Below are 22,890 nucleotides of genomic sequence, written 5' to 3' on the forward strand. Positions count from 1 at the left end.
ACTTGTGGCGAGGGAGCAAGCTCCCTCGCCACAATGGTTGTTTCACCGGCCATAAAAAAACGCCCCGCTCTCACTGAGAGCGGGGCGTTTTTTATGGGGCCGAATCAAGCGTAGCTTTCGGTCTCGTTACTGGCTTCAACCAGCTCCAGCGCGATGTTGTTGTGCGCATTGATCTTGCGATACAGCGCCGCGTCGGTTTCCAGGACCTTTTCACGAGCCGGGAAGATTTCGGCCAGTTTGGCCGCCCACTCACCGGACGCTTTGCTCGGGAAGCATTTTTCGATCAGCTCAAGCATGATCGAAACCGTCACCGAAGCACCCGGGGAAGCACCAAGCAGGGCCGCAAGGGAACCGTCCTTGGCCGCGACCAGTTCGGTACCGAATTGCAGGACGCCGCCCTTTTTCGGGTCTTTCTTGATGATCTGCACTCGTTGGCCGGCCACTTCCAGGCGCCAGTCTTCGGCTTTCGCTTCAGGGTAGAAGCGACGCAGGGATTCCAGACGCTGCTCCATCGATTGCATCACTTCGCTGACCAGGTACTTGGTCAGGTCCATGTTGTTTTTCGCCACGGCCAACATCGGGCCGATGTTGCCGGCGCGAACCGACATCGGCAGGTCCATGAAGGAGCCGTGCTTGAGGAACTTGGTGGTGAACCCGGCGTAAGGTCCGAACAACAGGGACTTGCTGCCATCGACGACACGGGTGTCCAGGTGCGGCACGGACATCGGTGGCGAACCCACGGCGGCCTGGCTGTACACCTTGGCCTGGTGGTGCTTGACCACTTCCGGGTTATCGCAACGCAGCCACTGGCCACTGATCGGGAAGCCGCCGAAGCCTTTGCTTTCTTCGATACCCGAAGCCTGCAGCAGCGGCAATGCCGCGCCGCCAGCGCCGAGGAAGACGAATTTGGCGTCGACGTCACGGGTGTTGCCGCTGTTGACGTCCTTGATGCTGACAGTCCAGCCGCCGTTATTGCGCTTCAGGCCAGTCACGCGCTTGCAGTACTTGACCTGTGCGTCGGGCGCGCTGGTCAGGTGCTTGAGCAGTTGATTGGTCAAGGCGCCGAAGTTGACGTCTGTGCCATTCATCACGCGGGTTGCCGCGACGACTTCGTCGGCGGGACGGCCCGGCATCATCAGCGGCATCCAGTCGGCCATCTTGGCTTTGTCTTCGGTGTATTCCATGTCCGCGAAGGCGTGGTGCTTGCTCAGCACCTTGAAGCGTTCCTTGAGGAAGGACACGCCACCGTCGCCTTGCACGAAACTCAGGTGCGGCACCGGGCTGATGAACGACTTGCAAGAACCGAACGTGCCTTTCTTGGTCAGGTAGGACCAGAACTGCTTCGACACTTCGAACTGAGTGTTGATGTGCACGGCTTTCTTGATGTCGACGGTGCCATCGGCAGCCTGTGGCGTGTAGTTGAGCTCACACAGCCCGGCGTGACCGGTACCGGCGTTGTTCCACGGGTTGGAACTCTCCGCAGCACCGGAATCCATCAGCTCGACGACTTCCAGCTTGATCGCGGGGTCGAGCTCTTTGAGCAATACCGCCAGGGTGGCACTCATGATGCCGGCCCCAACCAGTACTACGTCGACTGCTTCGTTATGCGCCATTTAACGCGTCTCCAAAATCTGCAGCACCAAATTGTCGGCATGGCGGCCAGGCGTTCAGGGGCGTGTCAGTGATGCCCCAGGTACCCATGGCCAGTATTGCCATGTCCGAATCTTCGCAATTTTTTGCAACTTCGACGGACGCTACCGGCCGGGTCAATGAGGTCTATGAACTCATTTGAACGCGCGACTGGCAATTCGACTTATGGTCGATACATCCGTTTGTGCAACCAAATCCGTAGCGGACAGGCTTCAGGCTCCGGTATTCGAGGAACGCTCGGTCCTGTGTCGTTGGGCTGTTTCAGACGCTAATGGTGCATGTTCAGACGCAAAACTATTCATTTGCTCGCCACACTCTTGTGAAGTTGTGAAAACCCGTTTTTTTCACGCTCTTTTGAAGACGTGAACCTCAAAAAAGGGCTGTCCCAGCCTGGCACCGTGCCCGGATGGATTGCCGTCATGGGGTACATGACTGACAAAACGGGCAAACAGCTCAGTGACCGAGCGTAATGACAGCTCTGCAGATTCGCGAAAAGCAGGGTTTTTGCTCAGGGAACAGCAAGCGCGCCAGCTTCACTCGATCTGTGTGGGCGGCTCTCTGTGGGCGGTGCGGGGTGTCAATACCAAGGCATTGACGATGCTGCGAGGCCCGATCAGGAGACGTCCTTATAATCGGGGGGAGATTGTATCTAAGAAACGCAGGGAAATGGACGTGTTTAATGACTTTTATTAGGCGTTCGGTCAGGTGGTCAACAGATGTTGCACCCGTGCGCGTGGCTGGCGGGTGCTGACGCGGGCGCTAGGGGGCAGAGGTTGATGCAACCAGTTGAGACGGATTTCTTCGATTTCGACCCAGCTATCGCCCATCGGCTGGAGGCTGCACTGCTTGAACGCCTGGCAATGACCATTGCTGTCGAGCAGGGCAAAGCAACGGTGCAGCGGGCGTGGCGCGAACAATGAGATGAGGTAGCGCATGGCGAAGTACCTGATGGTGGGCTGCAGTGAAGTGTGCCCACTAGCCGTTACGTGCCAGTGTATGGGCGATGACAGCTGTGTGACAGGAACCGCTTTCCCAAGGGTTTGTCAGACATTTCAGTATTGATTGAAGGCCACTGGTTCGCCGCAGTGGCCCACCGCTATACTGCGGGCCTGTTTGTGCCTGATTCTGGAGAGAAGCGCATGTTGCAACGCCTGTTGTTCGGTTTGATCACTGTGACCAGTTTGACCCTTGTCGGCTGCGCCCACAGCCCGCAACAACTGAACCCTGAGCCCAAGCTGACGACTCAGCTGGCGCCGGTCGGCCATGGCCAGCCAGTGGTGGTGCGTGTGGTCGACGGTCGTCCGTCGCCAACGCTGGGCACGCGCGGCGGCCTGTACCCGGAAACCAGCGCGATCACCGTGCAGGGCGCGCAGATTCTGCCGAAGCTGCAGGCGCAGGCCGAAGCGGCCGTGCGGTTGCTGGGCTTTACCCCGACCAACAATGCACCGAACGCCCCGCAAATTACCGTGACCCTGGCGGAGCTGAAGTATCAGTCCCCTAAAGAAGGCATGTACGTGACCGAAGCGACCATCGGCGCGACCTTCCGCTCCGATGTGCAGAACGCCAATCGTCGTTATAGCGGCCGTTACGGTGCATCGCTGGACCAGCGTTTCGGCATGGCGCCGAACCAGGAAACCAACACCAAACTGGTCAGTGACGTGTTGAGCGATGCGTTGACGCGTCTGTTCAAGGATCCGACTGTAGGTCAGGTTCTCGGCGAATAAACGTTCGCTGAAATCAAAAAAGCCCGGAGCCAGCAATGGCCCCGGGCTTTTTCATTCAGGTGTACACCCACAGGAAATGTGGGGGTGTCAGGCAGCTTCGCAGTAGAAGTCCAGCACACTCACCCCGGTCAGCAAATCCGTCTCAGGCAAATCCGCATGTTGATGCCCGCCCAGTGCGCAATACACCAGCCAGTGACGGTCCTGAACATTGAAGGCGAGGCTTCCCACAAGGTTTTGTTGTTCGTCGCTCGGGGCAATGAGGTACAGGCGATCCTGGTTTTCAGCGTGAAGCATGACGATATCCGTGTCTGTTTTCGTGGGGCGGGAGACTGACGGATTCAGATGACGAAGCTGTGACTCAGGTCAGGAATCTGCCAAATGGTCAGTTATTTGTCGTAAAGCGGGTGCAGGAGGGGAGGCATTCGGTAGAATCCGCGCCGCAGTCGTCGGTTCGGCGCCTGCCACACCTGTTTTGTTTGAGGTCCGTGATGTCGCTGCATTTGATGACGCTGTTTACCGCCCATCCCGCCAAACTGGTCAATCTGCTGGCCCTGCTGCTGGCCTTCCCCGGCAGTTGGCTGCTGCACGCCACTCGTCGCCGCGAACAACGCGCCATGGCCAGTATCGTGTCCCAGCGCCAGAGCCAGCCCAACGTCGAACCGACCCTGGACTGGGCGACCTTGCGCATGAACCGCTTTTTCTATCGCTTCGGTTTCGCCTGCCTGGGGCTGGCGTTGCTGGTGTCGTGGATCAGCACGCGGGTCTGAATGTCTGACATGGGATCTGTGGTGAGGGGGCTTGCCCCCGTTGGACTGCGCAGCGGTCCCTGCTTGGGGTCGCTTCGCAACCCAACGGGGGCAAGCCCCCTCGCCACAAGGGCGCCGTTGTCGTATCCAGTCTGAAGCCTTACAGCGGCAACCCGGCCTTCACCCGGTACTGATTGCGCACCGGCGTCGCATATTGCAGCACCAGGAACGGACGATGTTCCTCGGGGCAGCCCTCCAGGCGCTTGTTCCATTCTTCCTGCGCCTTGGCCAGTTCGTCGGCCGCAAATACTTCAGACGCCTTGGGCACCTGCAATTGCGGGTCGGCGTCTTTCCATTGGGCGTAGGCCAGGTAATGCACCGGGAACAGGCGATAGCCACCGAGGATTTGCTTGTCCATCTCGACCGCCAATAGCTTGGTGTCTTCGAACAGCTCGGTGATCGGCGCGGCGAAGTTCACGTGGACCCGGCCCTTGTAGCCGGTGATGCCCTTGGCAATGCTCACATCGTCCTCGCCCGGCACTTTGGTGTAGCTGCCGGTGGTGGCGCGGATGAACAATTCTCGTGCCTTGGCCTGATCGCACGGGTCGTATTCGTAGCTGATCGACACCGGGGTGAGATTCAGCGATTGAATGACTTCGCCGAACGGCTCGTCCTTGCGGCTCATGTGGAACATCTTGAGGATGGCCGACTCGGTACGGTCGTCGCCGTCCTTCGCCCGGCCTTCAGCCTGGGCGATCCAGATCGACGCGCAATCGTTGCGGATCGAGTGGTTGATGTAGGCCGACAACAGTTGATAAGCCGCCATCTTCTCGCGCCGACCGGTGATCGAACGGTGCACGATGAAACTCTTGTTCAGGCGCATCAGGTCGCTGACGAAAGGCTTTTGCAGCAGGTTGTCGCCAATGGCAATGCGCGGTGTCGGCAGGCCGGCGTGGTACACGGCGTAGTTGACGAAGGCCGGGTCCATCACGATGTCGCGGTGGTTGGCGATGAACAGGTAGGCGCTGCCGGACTTGAATTGCTCGACGCCGGTGTAGGTGACACCGTCTGTGGCGCGTTCGATGGTGTGGTCGACGTACATCTCGACCTTGTCCTGCAACGTGGCCACCGAATGCACGCCCGCGAACTCGCGGCGCAGCCGATGAGCTATAAGAGGTTTGAGCATCCAGCCGAAAGCACCGGCAAAACGCGGGAAGCGGAAGTGGATGAGGATATCTAGAAACGCCTTGTCACCAAGCAACCTGTCCAGTACCGCTGGGACTTCGCTGTCGTTGTAAGGTCGGATGGCATCGAATTCGCCCATCATGCTCTCTTGTTAGAAACGGCTAGGGTAAGTAAAGGTTTTGATCAAAAACCGGCGGGGCACGGTCTGAAAAAATAGCCAGACAAAAATAGCCCTGCAAATAGACCGGCGATTATACGCACAAGTCACCTGGGAGACCGCGATGCTGGAAACCGAGCGCTACGAATGTCCGTATTGTGGTGAAGAAGCAGAGGCGGTACTGGATTTGTCCGGAGGCGATCAGACCTATATCGAGGATTGTCCGGTGTGTTGTCGGCCAATAACGTTTGTCCTGCAGACCGACGGTCAGGAATGGATGCTCGAAGTTCACAGTGAAAACGAATGAAAGGGGCACCCGATGCAGCGAATCTACGAGCCAGAAAACCTGATGGAAGGCGAGTTACTGCAAAGCATGCTGGCCAGCGAGGGCGTCGAGGCGCATCTGGTGGGGCGCGATTTGCTCGGCGGCACCGGTGAACTGCCGATCTTCGGCCTGTTGGGTTTGTCGGTGGATAACGACCAGGCCGAATACGCCCGTGAGCTGATCACCGCGTACAATGCCGCGCTGCCGCTGCCCGGCGATGAACCGGAAAGCTTTCCCGGCACGCTGGTCTGTTAGGCTGGCGTTCGTTTTATTCAGAGTCGTGTTGCCCCATGTGTGGACGTTATGCCCTGTTTCGCTGGAACCCCGCCTTCGCGGCCCTGCCCGGTTTCCCCGCCGATCAGCAGGCCCAGTGGAATATTTCCCCCAACGATTCGGTGTTGATGCTGCGTGCCGGTGCAGACGGCCAGCGTGAGCTGGCCCGCGCCCGCTGGGGCCTGACGCCACCGTGGCTGACCGACCTGTCCCGCACCCCGGCCCATGCCCGGGCGGAAACGGTTGCCGAGCAACCGATGTTTCGCCAGGCCTTTCGTGAGCGTCGCTGCCTGCTGCCGGCCAACGGTTTCTATGAATGGCGCGGGACCACGCGCAAGCGCCCTTACTGGCTGACGCCGGGGGAGGGTTCTTCGCTTTTTTTTGCCGCGATCTGGGAAGCGTACCCGGTGCAGGAGCAGGTATGGCTGAGCACGGCGGTGATCACGCAACCGGCGGCGAGTCAGCGTCGGCCATTGATTCTGGATGAGGCGGGGCAGGCGGCGTGGCTCGATCCCGAGACGCCGTTGCATACCTTGCAGGCCTTGCTTGCCAGTGAACCGGCGGCATTGCGCGAGCGGGTGTTGGCGAACCTGGTGAATGATCCGAAGCTGAATGCGCCGGAGTGCCTGACCCCGGGTTGATGCGTTGTCTGGGCTGGCTTCTTCGCGAGCAGGCTCGCTCACATTGGATCTGTGTCGTTCACAAATCCCTTGTGGGAGCGAGCCTGCTCGCGAAGGGGCCTTCGGATCAAACCTTGAACTGATTGATCAACCGCCGCTGCTGTTCAGCCAGCTTGGTCAGGTCCGCACTCGCCGCGCTCGATTCATCCGCGCCGCCCGCCACTTCATTGGCCACTTGCCCAATGTTGATCACATTACGGTTGATGTCATCCGCCACTGCGCTCTGCTCCTCGGCCGCGCTGGCAATCTGCGTGTTCATGTCGTTGATCACCGACACCGCCTGAGTAATCGTCTCCAGCGCCTCGGCGGCTTTCGCCGCGTGCTGCACGCTTTCGTCCGTGCGGTTCTGGCTGTCTTCCATGACCCGTACCACGTCGCGGGTGCCTTGTTGCAGTTGCTGGATCATGGTCTGGATTTCTTCGGTGGCCTTCTGGGTTTTCTGCGCCAGGTTGCGCACCTCATCGGCCACCACCGCAAAACCACGGCCCTGTTCACCGGCGCGGGCCGCTTCGATGGCCGCGTTCAGGGCCAGCAGGTTGGTCTGCTCGGCGATCCCGCGAATGGCCGTGAGGATCGCGTTGATGTTTTCGCTGTCCTTGGCCAGGGTTTGCACCACACCTACAGCCTTGCCGATTTCCACGGCCAGCACGCCAATCGAATTCGAGGTGTCCCGCACGATCTGCATGCCCTGCGCCGCTGCCTGGTCGGCATGGCTGGCGGCTTGCGCAGCCTGGGTTGCGTTGCGCGCCACGTCCTGGGCGGTGGCGGTCATTTCATGCACCGCCGTGGCCACCTGATCGATCTCGGCCATTTGCTTCTGCACGCCGATGTTGGTGCGGATGGCGATGTCGGCGGTGTGTTCCGACGAATCGCTGACACTCTGCACCGACGTCACGACTTGGGTGATCATCGCCTGCAACTTGGCGAGGAACGTGTTGAAGCCTTTGGCAATCGAGCCCAGTTCGTCAGCGCGATCACTGGTCAGGCGGCGCGTCAGGTCGCCTTCGCCTTTGGCAATGTCGTCGAGCATGGCGACCATTTGCTTGAGCGGCCGGGCGATGCCGTGGCCTACCAGCCAGATCACCAGCAAGCCGATACCGGCGATCAACAAGCCGACCATGGCCATGCCGAAGGTGTCGGATTTGCGTTGGGCGTTGAGGTCGCCCTGGAGTTTTTGCAGGTCGGCCATCACCGCGTTCAGCGGCAATTGCAGCATCAGGGTCCAGCGCGCGTCGGTCTGGCCGATGCCGAACGGCAGGTACAGCTCGATCCGGTCGTGGGCCTTGTCAACGGTGTAGGTCACTTCGCCGCGCTTGAGATTGCTCATGTTGGCGATCTGCTGGCTGTCGAGGATGTCGCTGACCTTCTCGCCGAATTTGCTCGGGTCTTTGGTGTAGGCGACGATCCGGCCGTTACCGCCGATCAAGGCCATTTCCCCTGCGCCGCTGTACAGTTTCTGGTTCGCGCCGAGGAGCATTTCCTGAATGAAGTTCACCGACAGGTCCGCGCCGACGATGCCCTGGAAGGCGCCATTGAGCATGATCGGTTCAATAAAGGAGGCGAGCATGACGATTTTGTCGCCGACCTTGTAGGGCGCCGGATCGATCACGCAGGATTTTTTGGTTTCCTTGGAGCACAGGTAGTACTCGCTGGCGCGCACGCCGGTGGACAGGGTTTTCTGGTCGTCGACGTCCACCAGTTTGTCCAGGCCGAGGGTGCCGTCATCGTTGCGGAACCACCACGGCAGGAAGCGTCCGTTGCTGGCGTCGATGCCGGTCACTTTGGTGTCGACGTAGGCGGCATCGTTGTGGTCGAGGGCGTTCTTTTCCCAGCCGATGTAAGTGCCGAGGATCTTCGGGTTCTTGGCGACGTTTTCCTTGATCAGGCTGATCAACTGCTCGCGGCTCACATTCAGCTGCGGCTGGCCATCGGGCCCCGGCGTGCCGATCAGGGCGTTGACCCGCACCAGTCCGCCGGCAATCAGCAGCGGCGCTTCGAGTTCACGCTGGATCTGGCTGACCTGGGTTTGCGCCAGGGACGTCAGGCGCTGCTCGATGACTTGCTCGAATTGTGCCTGGGTCCGTTGCTGGACCATGTCTTGCGTTCGTGCGCCGGAAAATAGCGCGTACAGCACTAACGCTGCGACTACGCTGAGAACGATGGCGCCGGCGAGGGCGGCCACGGAAAACTGGATCGACTTGAATTTCATGGGTGCTCCGCACGCAAGAGGACGTCTGCGCTGGTGTATCGGCAGCGGGGCGGACAGCCATGAGCGGGGGCAGGCCAAATGACTGTTTTGGACGTGCCCGTGTCGCAATCAGAAAGGTGCCGAACCTTTGTGCGGCAGGGCAGTCAGTGCTGTATGAATTTTTTGCTACTGCCGTCGTCCCGAGTCGGGTAACGGCTTTACAGGAGTGCGGTGATGAACAAGTCTCTGGTGGCGTGCGTGTTGAGCTCGGCCTTGCTACTTAACGGCTGTGAGACCGTCAACACGACCAGTGCGGGTGAAGTGGGTGTCGTTCGCCAGCAACACATGACCACATTGTTGTCGAGCGCACAGGTCAATCAAGCCTACGCGCAGGATTACAAGCAGACCCTGGGGGATGCGAGCAGCAAAAACATCCTCGACAAGACCAGTACCGAAGCCGCGCGCGTACAGGCGATTGCCGATCGACTTATTGCCCAGGCGCCAACGTTTCGCCCGGATGCGGCGCAATGGCAGTGGGAGGTCAATCTGATCAAGAGCGATGACCTGAACGCCAACTGCGGTCCTGGCGGCAAGATCATTGTGTACACCGGGCTGATCGACAAGCTGCAACTGACTGACGACGAACTGGCCGCGGTGATGGGGCATGAAATCGCCCACGCCTTGCGCGAGCACGGCCGTGAAGCGCTCTCCAAATCCTATGGATTGAATATCGCGCAGCAAGTGGCGATAGCGGCAGGTGCACCGGCGTCGATTGTCGAGGTGGGAAATAACGGCGTAAACCTGTTGATGACCTTGCCCAACAGCCGTACCAATGAAAACGAAGCCGACCTGATCGGCCTGGAGCTGGCAGCGCGTGCGGGTTACAACCCGAATGCGGCGATCACTCTGTGGGAGAAAATGAGCAAGGCTGACGAGGGGGCGCCACCGGAGTTTCTCAGCACTCACCCGTCTTCCAGCAGTCGGACCGCGGCGTTGCAAGGGGCGATTCCGAAGGTGATGCCGTTGTATGAGAACGCGCGTAAATCCTGAGGTTTTTGTATCGCCGGTGAGGGCCTCTTCGCGAGCAGGCTCGCTCCCACAAGGGTTAGTGTCGATCACAAATCCAGTGTGGGAGCGAGCCTGCTCGCGAAGAACGATAACGCGGTCTACCGGGTTAAACCCAACCGCTGCTCTGCATCGCCTTGTACACCGCAACAATTGCCAGGATGAAGAACGCCGACGCCGCCAGTCGACGGATCAGGGTCAATGGCAGTTTGTCCGCCGCAAAGTTACCGGCCAGTACCACCGGTACGTTGGCAATCAGCATGCCGGCGGTGGTGCCGATGATGACCAGCCACAGATCCGGGTATTGCGCCGCCAGCATCACGGTGGCGACCTGGGTCTTGTCACCCATTTCCGCCAGGAAGAACGCAATCAACGTGGTCAGGAAAGGCCCGAACTTGCGCGCGGTGCTGACGTCGTCGTCCATCTTGTCCGGCACCAGGGTCCACAACGCAGTCGCGGTGAAGCTGGCAGCCAGGATCCAGTGCAATGTCGCATTCGAGAAGAAGCTGCCGAACCAGGCACCGACCGCACCGGCGGCCGCGTGGTTGGCCAAGGTCGCGGCGACGATGCCGGCGATGATCGGCCATGGCTTGCGGAAGCGGGCAGCGAGAATGAGCGCGAGCAGTTGCGTCTTGTCGCCGATTTCGGCCAAGGCAACGATTGCGGTAGGAACGAGAAGTGAATCCAGCATCATCAGGGTTTTCCTAAGGGGCGGGTCGACACGGCTATGACACGTACAGCCTTCCCGCCCCGGGTAAGGTGTTCGTGTCATAGGTCTTGTCAAACCCTGCGAACCGTCTGATGCGGACGCTTGGGTCGCATACGCCATGGTCTGAGGACCAAGTATGTTGACGTATGCCGGACGAGCATGGCGCTCGTGGGAGACTACTCCCCTAGGACGGAGCGGATTCTGCCTAGGCAAAATCCGTTAGGCAAGCACTTATTTGTCAGCCGCGTTTGGCCCGGTAGATTCTGAAACCCTGTCCCTCGGCCTTGATTGCGCACACGCCGAGGTGCTCTTCGATCAGCGGCTGGTACTTCAGGAAGCTGTTGGCGACCAAGCGCAGTTCGCCGCCATTTTTCAGATGTTTGGCCGCTTTTCGCAGCAAGTTCTCTGTGGCGAAGTAATCGGTATGAACGCCGACATGGAACGGCGGGTTGCTCAAAATCGCACTCAAACCCATCGGTGCAGCGTCGATCCCGTCACCGGTAATCACGTCGGCTTCCAGACCGTTGGCAGCCAGGGTCAGGCGACTGCTGGCGGCGGCGAACGCATCGACGTCGAGCAAGGTGACCTGATTGTGCGGATAACGACGCTTCACCGCGGCGCCCAAAACGCCCGCGCCACAACCGAAGTCCAGCAAGTGGCCGCTCGGCAGCTTGTCCAGATGCTCCAGCAGCAGTGCGCTGCCGCGATCCAGTCGACCGTGGCTGAACACCCCAGGCAGGCTGATGACTTTCAATGGCCCTTCGGCCAGTGGCAATTCGTAGGTCTGCGCCAGGCTTTCCAGCGACTTGGCTTCTGGCGCGTTGGCCACGGTGACGAGCCAGAGTTGGCAATGACGGGCACTGTCGAGCTTGCGTGGCTTGCCGAACGGGTTCAGTTGTTTGGCGGCGCCTTCGATGCCGCTGCGTTTTTCACCGACCAGATACAGCTCGCGACCGGCCAGGCGCGAGGCGAGGGCGTTGAGGATGTAGTCGGTCAGGTCCTTGGACTTGGGCAAAAACACCACGGCGGTTTCAAACTCTCGCTCGGGGGCGTCCACGCCAAAATGGCTGCGCTCGGCGAAACGGGCGTCCAGCGCGGCCTGGTCGCCGGCATGCCAGCACCAACCGTGGGCAGCGGGCAGTCGGCCCAGCAGATCGTCGGCGGGCAAACCGGCCAACAACACCGACCCCTGGAATAACTCGGGCTGACGAAGCAGTACTTCACTGCGCGGATCCATACTCTGCTCCTTGAAAAAAAGTGCGGCAGTTTATCAACTGACGACCCGTAGCGCTGTACCGCTGAAGAATGCCTGCGCGTTTTCGGTCAGCTGCCCCACGATTCGCTGCCGTGCTTCGCGACTGCCCCAGGCGTTGTGCGGGGTCACGATCAACCGTGGGATGTCAGCAGCCAGCAAAGGATTGCCTGCGGTCGGTGGCTCGACGCTCAGCACATCCGTGGCGGCGCCGCCCAGATGACCGTTGCGCAGGGCATCGGCCAGTGCTTGTTCATCGATCAATCCACCGCGCGCGGTATTGACCACAAAGGCGCCGGGTTTCATCGAAGCCAGTTCACGGGCGCCGATGAAGTGGCGGGTGTGTTCGTTGAGCGGGCAGTGCAGGGTGAGGGCGTCAATCTGCGGCAGCAATTGATCCAGTGGCAAACGATCTGGCCGGGCAGGGCGCCCCGGGATCTGACCCAGTAGCACGCGCATACCGAACGCTTCGGCCAGCCGTGCGACGGCTCCGCCGAGTTCGCCATGGCCGAGTAGGCCGAGGGTTTTACCTTCCAGTTCGACAATCGGGTAATCGAGCAGGCAGAACTGTTTCGCCTGCTGCCAGCGACCTTCGCCCACGGCTTTTTGATAGTCGGCCAGGCGTGTCGCGAGGTTAAGCAGCAACATGATCGTGTGCTGCGCCACCGACGGCGTGCCGTAACCCTGGCAGTTGCAAACGGTAACGCCATGGGCGCGGGCGGCGGCGAGATCGACGTTGTTGGTGCCGGTGGCAGTGATCAGGATCAGCTTCAGGTCGGGGCTGGCGGCGATGGCGTCGGCGTTGATCAGGATCTTGTTGCTGATGGCCACCGTGGCGCCTTTGAGGCGCTCGATCACTTGTTCTGGCAGGGTTTGCGCAAACAGCTGCAAGTCATCAAAGCAATCACGCAGCGGACTGAGGTCGAGGTCGCCGAGGTCCAGGGACGGGTGGTCGAGGAAAACGGCGCGGCGAGAGTTCGTCATCAACTGTACCTTTTGTGCATTGAACTGAAGGCGTAATCTGCCGAGCCTACCAGATGAAACAAATGGTTACCCATTGGCAGGGCTGGCTCAAAACCTGTGGCGAGGGGGCTTGCCCCCGTTGGGTCGCGTAGCGGCCCTTTTTCCGGCACCGGTGAGTGGACAGGTTTACGACTGCTGCGCAGCCGAACGGGGGCAAGCCCCCTCGCCACAGATGAATAGTTCGCTACAGATTTTTTTCTTTCGATTGCCCCAAAGGAGCCCCCATGTACTGGACAGAGTTCTTGACCGTTGCCCTGATTCACTTGCTCGCCGTGGCCAGCCCCGGCCCGGACTTTGCCGTGGTGGTGCGTGAAAGCGTGACGCACGGTCGGCGTGCCGGCACCTGGACGGCGCTGGGCGTCGGCACCGCCATTTTCCTGCACGTCGGCTATTCGCTGCTCGGCATTGGCTTGATCGTGTCCCAATCGATCGTGCTGTTCAACGCGCTCAAATGGGCCGCCGCCGCGTACCTGCTGTACATCGGCTACAAGGCCCTGCGCGCGCAACCGGCCAAGGCTGTCGATGACAACTTGCACAAGGAAGCCGGCGAGCGCACCGCCCGTGGCGCCTTCACCTCCGGTTTCGTGACCAACGGCCTGAACCCGAAAGCCACGCTGTTCTTCCTGTCGTTGTTCACCGTGGTCATCAACCCGCATACGCCGCTGGCGGTGCAAGCCGGTTACGGGGTTTATCTGGCGGCGGCGACGGCGTTGTGGTTTTGCCTGGTGGCGCGGCTGTTCAGCCAACAGCGTGTGCGCGCCGGTTTCGCCCGCATGGGCCACTGGTTTGACCGCACCATGGGCGTGGTGCTGATCGCCATCGGCGTGAAACTCGCGTTCACCGAGATGCATTGATAGCGGCTTGATCCTCGATATCCTGCAAATGCTGGCGCAAAGCTAGCATTTGTACGGCTCTGCAAATCATTCCTTTGGCTGATTTGGCTGACATTGAAGGGCACTAAAGTGCTTTCATTCAGCCAACACCGTGCAGCCAGAAAAGGGATTCATATGTTGCAGACTCGCGTTATCCCCCCAGCCGAAGGCGCTTACCAGTATCCGCTGCTGATCAAGCGGCTGCTGATGTCCGGCGCTCGTTATGAGAAAACCCGCGAGATCATTTACCGCGACCAGTTGCGCTACAGCTATCCGACCCTGATTGAACGGGTCGCGCGGCTGGCCAATGTGCTGACGGCCGCCGGGGTCAAGGCCGGGGATACCGTGGCGGTGATGGACTGGGACAGCCATCGCTACCTGGAATGCATGTTCGCCATTCCGATGATCGGCGCGGTGATTCACACCATCAACGTGCGCCTGTCGCCGGAGCAGATCCTCTACACCATGAACCACGCCGAGGACCGCTTTGTGCTGGTCAACAGCGAGTTCGTGGGGCTTTACCAGGCAATTGCCGGGCACCTGACCACGGTCGAGAAAACCCTGCTGCTGACCGACCTGCCGGAAAAAACCGCCGACCTGCCGAACCTGATCGGCGAGTACGAGCAGCTGCTGGCGGCAGCCAGTGCGCAATACGACTTCCAGGACTTCGACGAAAACTCCGTCGCGACCACGTTCTACACCACCGGTACCACCGGTAATCCAAAGGGTGTGTATTTCACCCACCGGCAACTGGTCCTGCACACCATGGGCGTGTCGACCATCATGGGTTCCATCGACAGCGTGCGCCTGTTGGGGACCAGTGACGTGTACATGCCGATCACCCCGATGTTCCATGTGCATGCCTGGGGGTTGCCGTATGTGGCGACCATGCTCGGGCTCAAGCAGGTGTATCCCGGCCGTTATGACCCGGAATACCTGGTGGAGCTGTGGCGCAAGGAGAAGGTCACCTTTTCCCACTGCGTACCGACCATTTTGCAAATGATCCTCAACGCCAAAGCGGCGCAAGGCACGGATTTCGGCGGCTGGAAAATCGTCATCGGCGGCAGTGCGCTGAACCGCACGCTGTACGAAGCGGCCAAGGCCAAGGGCATCCAGTTGACGGCGGCTTACGGCATGTCGGAAACCGGGCCGCTGGTGTCGTGTGCTCACCTCAATGATGAATTAATGGCCGGCAGCGAAGACGAACGCACCACCTATCGCATCAAGGCCGGCGTGCCGGGGCCCTTGGTGGAGGCGGCGATCGTCGACACAGACGGCAATTTCCTGCCCGCCGATGGTGAGACCCAGGGCGAGCTCGTGCTGCGTGCGCCATGGCTTACCGAAGGCTATTTCAACGAACCCCAGAAGGGCGCCGAGCTCTGGTCCGGAGGCTGGCTGCATACCGGCGACGTGGCGACGCTGGACGCCATGGGCGTAATCGACATCCGTGACCGCATCAAGGACGTGATCAAGACCGGTGGCGAGTGGATCTCGTCCCTGGACCTCGAAGACTTGATCAGTCGCCACGTGGCGGTACGCGAAGTAGCAGTGGTGGGCATCGCCGATCCGCAGTGGGGCGAGCGCCCGTTCGCCCTGCTGGTGCTTCGCGAAGGGCATGAGATCGGGGCCCGGGAACTCAAGGAACACCTCAAGCCATTCGTGGAATTGGGGCACCTGAGCAAGTGGGCAATTCCTAGCCAGATTGCCCTTGTTACTGAAATTCCCAAGACCAGTGTCGGCAAGCTCGACAAGAAGCGTATCCGCCTCGACATCACTGAATGGCAGGCCAACAACAGCGCGTTCCTCTCGACGCTTTAAGCGTCCTCTGGTGTGCCCGAAAGGGCACGCCAGCCCCACCAAGCAAGCGCTTGGCTTGTGTAATCCGAATTTTCAGCCATCCTTGCCGTGCCGACATGTGTCGGACTGGCGAAAGGACTGTTCCAGAGTGGCCGGCAGCTGCAAATCACACTTTAGAGGGATCAAGCTCTACTACCTGCTGGCTATAGTCCGCTCAAGGATTTTTAAGAACGGAGCAAACGCACAAAACGGGGCGATGCAATTTTGGAGTGACTTCGGGACGCCTTGGCTCCCCGTCACCCACAACGTTTTTAGAAGTACTCACTGCCATAACAATAATGCACATGGAGTAGCGTCGATGACATCAGTAAACAAGTTCTGGCGCCGGGCGAAATTGCCCCTGGCGGTCAGTCTCGCCTCTTCGCTCGCCGGGCCTGCATTCGGCGTCAGTTTCAACGTTGGTGAAATCGAAGGTCAGTTCGACTCGTCGCTGTCCCTGGGTATGAGTGTCTCGACCCAACAGCCGAACAAGAACCTGATCGGCGTCAACAACGGCGGGCATGGCCTGTCCCAGACCTCCGATGACGGTCACTTGAACTTCAAGAGCGGGCAAGCGTTCTCGAAGATCTTCAAGGGCATCCATGACCTTGAATTGAAATACGGCGATACCGGCGTGTTTGTCCGGGGCAAATACTGGTACGACTTCGCACTGCAAGATACCAACCTGGAATACAAGAACGTCGAAAACGACGGTCGCAAAGAGGGCGCCAAGTCCTCCGGCGGGCAAATCCTCGACGCCTTCGTCTACCATAACTACGCCATTGCCGATCAGCCGGGCTCCGTGCGTCTGGGCAAGCAGGTCGTGAGCTGGGGTGAAAGTACCTTCATCGGCGGCGGCATCAACTCGATCAACCCGATTGACGTGTCCGCGTTCCGTCGTCCGGGTGCCGAGATCAAGGAAGGCCTGATCCCGGTCAACATGTTCTACGTGTCCCAGAGCCTGACCGAAAACCTCTCGGCCGAAGCGTTCTACCAGCTGGAATGGGACCAGACCGTTGTCGATAACTGCGGCACGTTCTTCTCTCAGCCAGACATCGTCGCCGACGGTTGCGACAACAACCTGCGCGTGCTGAACAAGCGCTCGACGATTCCAGCCATTGCGCTGGGCCCGTTGGCAGCCAATGGCGTGAACGTCAACGAAGAAGGTGTTCTGGTCCAGCGTGGCGGCGATCGTGATGCACGCGACAGCGGCCAATGGGGCGCGTCCTTCAAGTACATGTTCGACCCGCTGGACACCGAGTTCGGTGCCTACTTCATGAACTACCACAGCCGTGCGCCAATTTTCAGCGCCACGGGTGCGCCACAGTCGGTCTACAACGGCGTGGCGGCATTGCCAGGCCCGTTCCAGGCGCTGGGGCCGTTGCTGGTCGCGGGTAACTCGAAATACTTCATCGAATACCCTGAAGACATTCGCCTCTACGGCTTGAGCTTCTCCACCACCCTGCCTACCGGTACGGCGTGGAGCGGTGAGATCAGCTACCGTCCGAACGCACCGGTGCAGTTGAACTCCACCGACATTCTGTTCGCCGGCATTCGTCCTTTGGGCAATGGCAATGCGAACAATCCGCTGACCAACGCTTCGTTGCTGTCCGCCGCACCGGGCACTGACCTGAACGGTTATCGTCGTAAAGAGGTCACCCAGTTCCAGACCACCCTGACGCACTTCTTCGATCAAGTCATGGGCGCCAGCCGCCTTACACTGGTCGGTGAAGTGGGCGTGACCCATGTCGGTGGCCTGGAAAGTACCTCCGACGTTCGTTATGGCCGCGACCCGGTCTACGGTCCGGGCAGTCTGCCTGCCTCTGGCGCCACGGACACTTGTGTTGCACTCAACACCAGCACCATCAACGGGGCCGGTCCAGGCGCTGCCACCAACAACCGCAGCCGCAACTGCGACAACGACGGCTTCACTACGGCGACTTCGTGGGGCTACCGCGGTCGTGCAATCTGGGAATACAACGACGTGTTCGCCGGCGTGAACCTCAAGCCGAACGTGGCCTGGTCCCACGACGTGAACGGTTACTCGCCAGGCCCTGGCGGCAACTTCGAAGAAGGTCGTAAAGCAGTGAGCCTGGGCGTCGATGCCGAATACCAGAACACCTACACCGCGAGCCTGGCCTACACCAACTTCTTCGACGGCAAGTACACCACCGTAGATGATCGCGACTTTGTTGCGCTCAGCGTCGGCGTGAACTTCTAAGCACTGTTTATTCAGGACGAACACACATATGAAAATAACAAAAAGTCTGTTCCACGCCGGTGTTCTGGGGCTTTCGCTGCTGGCGACCAGCGTGATGGCGGCGGTCCCTGCGGCCGAAGCCGACAAACTGGGCAAGAGCCTGACGCCGATGGGTGCCGAGATGGCGGGCAACGCCGACGGTTCGATTCCGGCCTGGAAACCCATGCCGAAAAATGCCGGCACGGTCGACAGCAAGGGTTTCCTGTCCGACCCGTTCGCCAGTGAAAAGCCGCTGTTCACCATCACCGCGCAGAACGTCGACCAGTACAAAGAGAAACTCGCCCCGGGCCAGTACGCGATGTTCAAGCGCTACCCGGAAACCTTCAAGATGCCGGTTTACCCGTCCCATCGCGGTTCCACCGTGCCGGATGACGTGTTCGCCGCCATCAAGAAAAACGCCACCACGACGACCCTCGTGTCCGGCGGCAACGGCCTGGAAAACTTCGAAACTGCCGTACCGTTCCCGATTCCGAAAAGCGGCGTTGAAGTCATCTGGAACCACATCACCCGCTATCGCGGTGGTAGCGTGACCCGCCTGGTGACCCAGGCCACGCCACAGCCGAATGGCTCGTTCAGCCTGGTGTACTTCCAGGACCAGTTCGTGTTCCGCGACAAGATGAAGGACTACGACCCGAAAAACCCGGGCAACATCCTGTTCTACTTCAAGCAGAAAGTGACCGCGCCGGCACGTCTGGCCGGTGGCGTACTGCTGGTGCACGAAACCCTCGACCAAGTGAAGGAGCCGCGTTCGGCGTGGGTCTACAACGCCGGTCAGCGTCGTGTGCGTCGTGCACCACAAGTGTCCTATGACGGGCCAGGTACCGCGGCGGATGGCCTGCGTACCTCCGACAACCTGGACATGTTCAACGGTGCACCGGATCGCTACGACTGGAAGCTCGAAGGCAAGAAAGAGATGTACATCGCCTCCGACAGCTACAAGCTCGACTCGCCGAACCTCAAGTACGCCGACATCATCAAGGCTGGTCACATCAACCAGGACCTGACCCGTTACGAGCTGCGCCGTGTCTGGCACATCGTGGCTACCCTGAAGGAAGGTCAGCGTCACATCTACGCCAAACGTGACTTCTACATCGACGAAGACACCTGGCAAGCCGCCGTGATCGATCACTACGACGGTCGTAACCAGCTGTGGCGTGTGGCGGAAGCTCACTCCCAGCAGTACTACAACGTGCAAGTGCCGTGGTACACCCTGGAAACCTTGTACGACCTGCAATCGGGCCGTTACCTGGCGCTGGGTATGAAGAACGAAGAGAAGCAGGCGTATGACTTCGGCTTCACCGCCACCACCAGTGACTTCACACCGGCAGCACTGCGTCAGGACGGGGTTCGTTAACCTGTACTGAGCAGAGGCCGCATCCTCGAAAACGCCCCGACTGGTTCGGGGCGTTTTTTTGTCTGGCATTTGGTCAATGAATACTCGGTGCCTTTTATGGCCCCGTTCGCGAGCAGGCTCGCTCCCACATTTAACCCAGTGCTTTCAGAAAGAATGCGGTGGAATGTGGGAGCGAGCCTGCTCGCGAACGGGGCAACCCGGTCTCCAGGGAAAACTGTATCGCGGACCCGGCCGCTTCTGCTTGTAGACTTTTTGTAGCCATTTGTAGCAATAACCTTCATTCCCTATCCGTTTACCGCTAGTCTGCGGACATCTGCAACGCCGCCATCCGCAATTCAAACAAGAGCCGGCCATGACTGATCTGTCCCCACCCCCGGGCCCCGCAAGCGTTTCCATCGCCGCATTGGACGGGCGCTTTTTTCGGCCCCCGTTGCCCGACGGCCATGTGCTGCGTCCTCGTTTATGCGAGCGCCTGAGTGCCGGTCTCGGTGGCAGGCTGTTGCTGGTCAGCGCACCCGCCGGGTTCGGCAAGAGTTCATTGGCGGTGGAGTTCTGTCAGGGCTTGCCGCCTCATTGGCAAAGCCTCTGGCTGGGGTTGAGTCCTCGAGACAGCGACCCGGGGCGGTTCCTTGAGCGGTTGCTCGAAGGGCTCCAGGATTACTTTCCTACACTGGGCAGCCAGGCGCTGGGGCTACTGAAAATGCGCCAGCGCCATCAGCCGTTCGCTTTTGAAGAATGGCTGGACGGGTTGCTGGACGAGTTGGCCGTTCACCTGTCGACGAGTACGCCTTTGCTGCTGGTGCTCGATGATTACCATCTTGCGCAAGGCCCGGTGCTCGATCGTTGCCTGCAGTTTTTCCTCAATCATTTGCCCGATGGCTTGCTGGTCATGGTCACCAGTCGGCAGCGCCCGGACTGGCACCTCGCCCGGTTGCGCCTGTCGCGCCAACTGCTCGAACTGCATGAGCAGGACCTGCGACTGACCCACGATGAAGCCCTCACGTTGCTTGATCGCCACAGCAGTTCATTGCGTGGCGAGGCACTGGAAAGCCTGATTCAACGCAGTGAAGGCTGGGTCGCGGGGCTGCGATTCTGGTTGCTGGCGGCCTCCGAGGCGGGCACTGACGGGGCATTGCCGCAGTCGCTGCACGGTGGGGAAGGGCTGATTCGTGATTACTTGCTCGAAGAAGTCATCGATTGCCTGCCGGCCGAAGTGCAGCAGTTCCTTTACGACACGGCACCTCAGGAACGTTTTTGCAGCGAACTTTGCGACGCGGTTCGCGAAGCTCATGACAGTGCCGAAATCCTGCGTTTCCTCCAGGCACATCAAGTGTTCCTGGTGCCACTGGACGAGCACGGCCACTGGTATCGCTATCACCATCTGTTTTCCGACCTGCTGCGCACCCGTCCCACCGCGCAGACGATAGTGCCTGCGGCCAGCCTGCATTTGCGCGCATGTCGCTGGTTCAATGCACAGGCGCTGCTCGATGAGGCGGTGGAACAGGCGTTGCGCGCCGGGCATCTGGACGTTGCGGCCAACCTGGTGCAAAACCTCTCCGAAGAACAACTGCTCGCCGAACAAAACGTCGGCATGTTGCTGCGCTGGAAAATGGACCTGCCCGACAGTTTGCTGATCAGCACCCCAAGGTTGATCGTGCTCTACAGCTGGGCGCTGGGGCTGGCCTGTCAACTGGACGCCGCCGAGGAACTGGCTGCGCATTTGAGCCGCTTCCTGCCGGCCCCTTCGGCCACCGCGCAGAAGTCGATGCTGGCGCAGTGGCTGGCCCTGAGCGGCATCATCGCTCGCGGGCGCGGCAACCGCGACCTGACGCTTCTTTATTGCACTGAAGCGCTGCAGAGCCTGCCGGCCAAACGCTACGGGCAACGGCTGATGTGCTTGTCGACCTTGTCCAACCTGGCCATCGCCGACGGTGATTTGTGGCGCGCTCGCAATTTGAACCGAGAGTCGCTTGAATTGGCGCAGCGGGTCGGCAATCCGTTGTTTGAAGCATTGGCTCATTATGACCGTGCCCGTGTGCTGCAAGCGCGCGGGGAAATCCTGCGTTCGCTGCAAGAAGTCCGTCAAGGCCTGCAACGCTTGCAAGGGCTGCCCCCACAACGGCTTTATGCCGTACGCGCCCGCTTGACCATGTATGAGGGTTTCCTGCTGGCCATGCAGCTGCAACCGCAGGTCGCGCGGGCACGCTTGCAAGCCGGTTTGAGTGAAGCACGGGCCTGTCGCGATATCAGCGTGTTGCTCGGCCATTGCGTGATCGCCCGGCTTGAGGGCAACAGCGGCGAGTTCGCCAAAGCCTTCGCCGAGCTGGCCGAAGCCGAGCGGCTGATGCACATCTGGGACGTGCCGCCGATTTACTATCTGGCGATGATCACTCTGGTCAAATGCGAACTCTGGCTGGCCCAGGGACGCACCGACCTGGCCGAAGCCTGGCTGGCGCGTCTGGGCCAGACCTACAACGGCGAACACGCAGCAGCGCCGCCGGAGTTTCATCCACAGCTGCCGCTGCATATCGAATTACAGCAGGCGTTGCTGGAAGTCATTCAAGGGCAACCGATGCTCGCCGAGGGCCGCTTGAATGCGTTGCTTGAGCATGGACAGCAAACCGGACGGCAATTGCTCTGTGCAATGGCGCTGACTCAAAAAGTGACCTTGTTATTGACCAGCGGACGCGAGCCCGAGGCCCGCAAGGCGCTGGCTCAGGCACTGGAAGCTGCCGCCGGTGGCGTCTTGCAACCGTTCGACGGGGTGCTCGCCGAACATCCGGAGTGGCTGCGTGGGCAACTTCAACTCTGTCCCCAGACTGCTTTTTCGCAGAACCTTGCTGAACAATTACCGATCGTGGCCGTGCGCCCGGCCGTGGAGTCATGTGCGGGCGCAGAACAGCTGAGCGCCCGTGAACTGGCGGTGCTGCGACTGATTGCCCAAGGTTGTTCGAACCAGCAAATCAGCGATCAACTGTTCATCTCGCTGCACACGGTCAAGACCCACGCCAGCCACATCAACAGCAAGCTCGGGGTTGAGCGGCGTACACAAGCAGTGGCCCGGGCGAAAACGTTGGGCGTGTTGGCCTAGTCGAAAGCTTTGCGGTTGCCTCAAAACAAAAACGCCCCGAACCAGTCGGGGCGTTTTTGTTTGTTCAGGTGAGTTAAACAGTCACGCCATCAAGTCGTTGGCGCTAAAGGTGTTTACACCGACCAGTTGGATTTCAAAGTCGGCACCCGCGTTGCCGCTGACGTTACCCGACAGCGCGTGATCGACGAATCGCAGCTGCCCGGCGCCGGTAAAATCTCCGGAACCGACGAAGGTAAAGCCGTTGAAGCCATTGAGCTGCAGATTGGCATCGAACTGCGACAGATCGATCTTGTCACCCTGCAAGGTGCTGAAGTCGGTAACGACGTCGCGGTTGCTGCCAGTGCCCATGTCGCTGACGCTGCTGAACACGAACTTGTCAGCGCCGGCGCCACCGGTGAGGAAATCCGAGCCTGTGCCGCCGTTGAGCGTGTTGCTGTCGGCGTTGCCGATCAAGGTGTTGTTCAGGCTGTTGCCGGTGACGCTAAACGCCCCGGTGCCCA

Annotated in this window: 20 protein-coding genes and 1 riboswitch; of the genes, 11 read left to right on the top strand and 9 right to left on the bottom strand. The window is 60.1% G+C overall.

Going from position 1 to position 22,890, the window contains the following annotated elements:
* Positions 1–104: 104 nt before the first annotated feature.
* Entirely contained in the window at positions 105–1,613 is a 1,509-nt protein-coding gene (gene mqo / locus AC07N8_RS25170) for a malate dehydrogenase (quinone) (protein WP_483842822.1), read from the bottom strand.
* A 738-nt stretch (positions 1,614–2,351) separates the two neighbouring features.
* Complete coding sequence (locus AC07N8_RS25175) at positions 2,352–2,585, bottom strand: hypothetical protein (RefSeq protein WP_027925979.1); 234 nt, start codon at positions 2,583–2,585, stop codon at positions 2,352–2,354.
* 204 nt (positions 2,586–2,789) lie between these two features.
* Between AC07N8_RS25175 and AC07N8_RS25180 the strand changes: the two genes are divergently transcribed.
* A complete protein-coding gene (locus tag AC07N8_RS25180) occupies positions 2,790–3,374 on the top strand; it encodes a YajG family lipoprotein (RefSeq protein ID WP_027925980.1) in 585 nt (194 codons plus the stop codon).
* Between the two features lie 87 nt (positions 3,375–3,461).
* On the opposite strand, the gene AC07N8_RS25185 is transcribed toward AC07N8_RS25180, so the two are convergent.
* Positions 3,462–3,668: a hypothetical protein gene (locus AC07N8_RS25185; protein WP_483842823.1), complete on the bottom strand. Its 207-nt coding sequence runs from the start codon at positions 3,666–3,668 to the stop codon at positions 3,462–3,464.
* 194 nt (positions 3,669–3,862) lie between these two features.
* Between AC07N8_RS25185 and AC07N8_RS25190 the strand changes: the two genes are divergently transcribed.
* A complete protein-coding gene (locus tag AC07N8_RS25190) occupies positions 3,863–4,141 on the top strand; it encodes a hypothetical protein (protein ID WP_123435105.1) in 279 nt (92 codons plus the stop codon).
* Between the two features lie 139 nt (positions 4,142–4,280).
* On the opposite strand, the gene AC07N8_RS25195 is transcribed toward AC07N8_RS25190, so the two are convergent.
* Positions 4,281–5,444 carry a 1-acyl-sn-glycerol-3-phosphate acyltransferase gene (locus AC07N8_RS25195; RefSeq protein WP_483842824.1) on the bottom strand — a complete coding sequence of 388 codons (1,164 nt, stop codon included), beginning with the start codon at positions 5,442–5,444 and terminating at the stop codon, positions 4,281–4,283.
* Between the two features lie 142 nt (positions 5,445–5,586).
* On the opposite strand from AC07N8_RS25195, the gene AC07N8_RS25200 reads away from it, so the two are divergent.
* Genes AC07N8_RS25200 through AC07N8_RS25210 form a run of 3 tightly spaced genes read left to right on the top strand, consistent with a single transcriptional unit; the run spans position 5,587 to position 6,701 of the window.
* The gene (locus tag AC07N8_RS25200; protein WP_007947091.1) at positions 5,587–5,769 is read left to right on the top strand and encodes a CPXCG motif-containing cysteine-rich protein; all 183 of its coding nucleotides are present in this window, start codon (positions 5,587–5,589) and stop codon (positions 5,767–5,769) included.
* Between the two features lie 12 nt (positions 5,770–5,781).
* Positions 5,782–6,042: a putative signal transducing protein gene (locus tag AC07N8_RS25205; protein ID WP_123435102.1), complete on the top strand. Its 261-nt coding sequence runs from the start codon at positions 5,782–5,784 to the stop codon at positions 6,040–6,042.
* Between the two features lie 35 nt (positions 6,043–6,077).
* Complete coding sequence (locus AC07N8_RS25210; protein ID WP_027925985.1) at positions 6,078–6,701, top strand: SOS response-associated peptidase; 624 nt, start codon at positions 6,078–6,080, stop codon at positions 6,699–6,701.
* 106 nt (positions 6,702–6,807) lie between these two features.
* On the opposite strand, the gene AC07N8_RS25215 is transcribed toward AC07N8_RS25210, so the two are convergent.
* Entirely contained in the window at positions 6,808–8,949 is a 2,142-nt protein-coding gene (locus tag AC07N8_RS25215; RefSeq protein ID WP_495065928.1) for a methyl-accepting chemotaxis protein, read from the bottom strand.
* Between the two features lie 213 nt (positions 8,950–9,162).
* On the opposite strand from AC07N8_RS25215, the gene AC07N8_RS25220 reads away from it, so the two are divergent.
* Positions 9,163–9,978 carry a M48 family metallopeptidase gene (locus AC07N8_RS25220; RefSeq protein ID WP_483842825.1) on the top strand — a complete coding sequence of 272 codons (816 nt, stop codon included), beginning with the start codon at positions 9,163–9,165 and terminating at the stop codon, positions 9,976–9,978.
* 124 nt (positions 9,979–10,102) lie between these two features.
* On the opposite strand, the gene AC07N8_RS25225 is transcribed toward AC07N8_RS25220, so the two are convergent.
* The 3 genes from AC07N8_RS25225 to AC07N8_RS25235 all read right to left on the bottom strand — a co-directional run bounded on the left by AC07N8_RS25225 (position 10,103) and on the right by AC07N8_RS25235 (position 12,938).
* The gene (locus AC07N8_RS25225) at positions 10,103–10,684 is read right to left on the bottom strand and encodes a TMEM165/GDT1 family protein (RefSeq protein WP_027925988.1); all 582 of its coding nucleotides are present in this window, start codon (positions 10,682–10,684) and stop codon (positions 10,103–10,105) included.
* Positions 10,685–10,775: 91 nt separating this feature from the next.
* Positions 10,776–10,900, bottom strand: a riboswitch (yybP-ykoY riboswitch).
* A 40-nt stretch (positions 10,901–10,940) separates the two neighbouring features.
* The gene (locus AC07N8_RS25230) at positions 10,941–11,939 is read right to left on the bottom strand and encodes a methyltransferase (protein WP_493146199.1); all 999 of its coding nucleotides are present in this window, start codon (positions 11,937–11,939) and stop codon (positions 10,941–10,943) included.
* Between the two features lie 33 nt (positions 11,940–11,972).
* Complete coding sequence (locus tag AC07N8_RS25235; protein WP_483842827.1) at positions 11,973–12,938, bottom strand: 2-hydroxyacid dehydrogenase; 966 nt, start codon at positions 12,936–12,938, stop codon at positions 11,973–11,975.
* Between the two features lie 263 nt (positions 12,939–13,201).
* On the opposite strand from AC07N8_RS25235, the gene AC07N8_RS25240 reads away from it, so the two are divergent.
* The 5 genes from AC07N8_RS25240 to AC07N8_RS25260 all read left to right on the top strand — a co-directional run bounded on the left by AC07N8_RS25240 (position 13,202) and on the right by AC07N8_RS25260 (position 22,390).
* Positions 13,202–13,831 (top strand): LysE family translocator, encoded by a 630-nt coding sequence (locus AC07N8_RS25240; RefSeq protein ID WP_109787839.1) that lies wholly within the window; start codon positions 13,202–13,204, stop codon positions 13,829–13,831.
* A gap of 153 nt (positions 13,832–13,984) precedes the next feature.
* Positions 13,985–15,667, top strand: a complete 1,683-nt coding sequence (locus AC07N8_RS25245; protein ID WP_483842828.1) for a fatty acid--CoA ligase — start codon at positions 13,985–13,987, stop codon at positions 15,665–15,667.
* A 337-nt stretch (positions 15,668–16,004) separates the two neighbouring features.
* A complete protein-coding gene (locus tag AC07N8_RS25250) occupies positions 16,005–17,906 on the top strand; it encodes a DUF1302 domain-containing protein (protein ID WP_483842829.1) in 1,902 nt (633 codons plus the stop codon).
* A 28-nt stretch (positions 17,907–17,934) separates the two neighbouring features.
* Positions 17,935–19,299, top strand: coding sequence for a DUF1329 domain-containing protein (locus tag AC07N8_RS25255; protein ID WP_483842830.1), 1,365 nt, complete (start codon positions 17,935–17,937; stop codon positions 19,297–19,299).
* 352 nt (positions 19,300–19,651) lie between these two features.
* On the top strand, positions 19,652–22,390 hold the full coding sequence (locus tag AC07N8_RS25260; RefSeq protein WP_493146196.1) for a winged helix-turn-helix domain-containing protein: 2,739 nt from the start codon (positions 19,652–19,654) through the stop codon (positions 22,388–22,390).
* An 81-nt stretch (positions 22,391–22,471) separates the two neighbouring features.
* Here the strand turns inward: AC07N8_RS25260 and AC07N8_RS25265 are convergent.
* The coding region (locus tag AC07N8_RS25265; protein WP_495065929.1) for a calcium-binding protein at positions 22,472–22,890 on the bottom strand (419 nt) is incomplete at its 5' end.

The sequence above is a fragment of the Pseudomonas sp. GW821-FHT10C09 genome, from assembly GCF_059415465.1.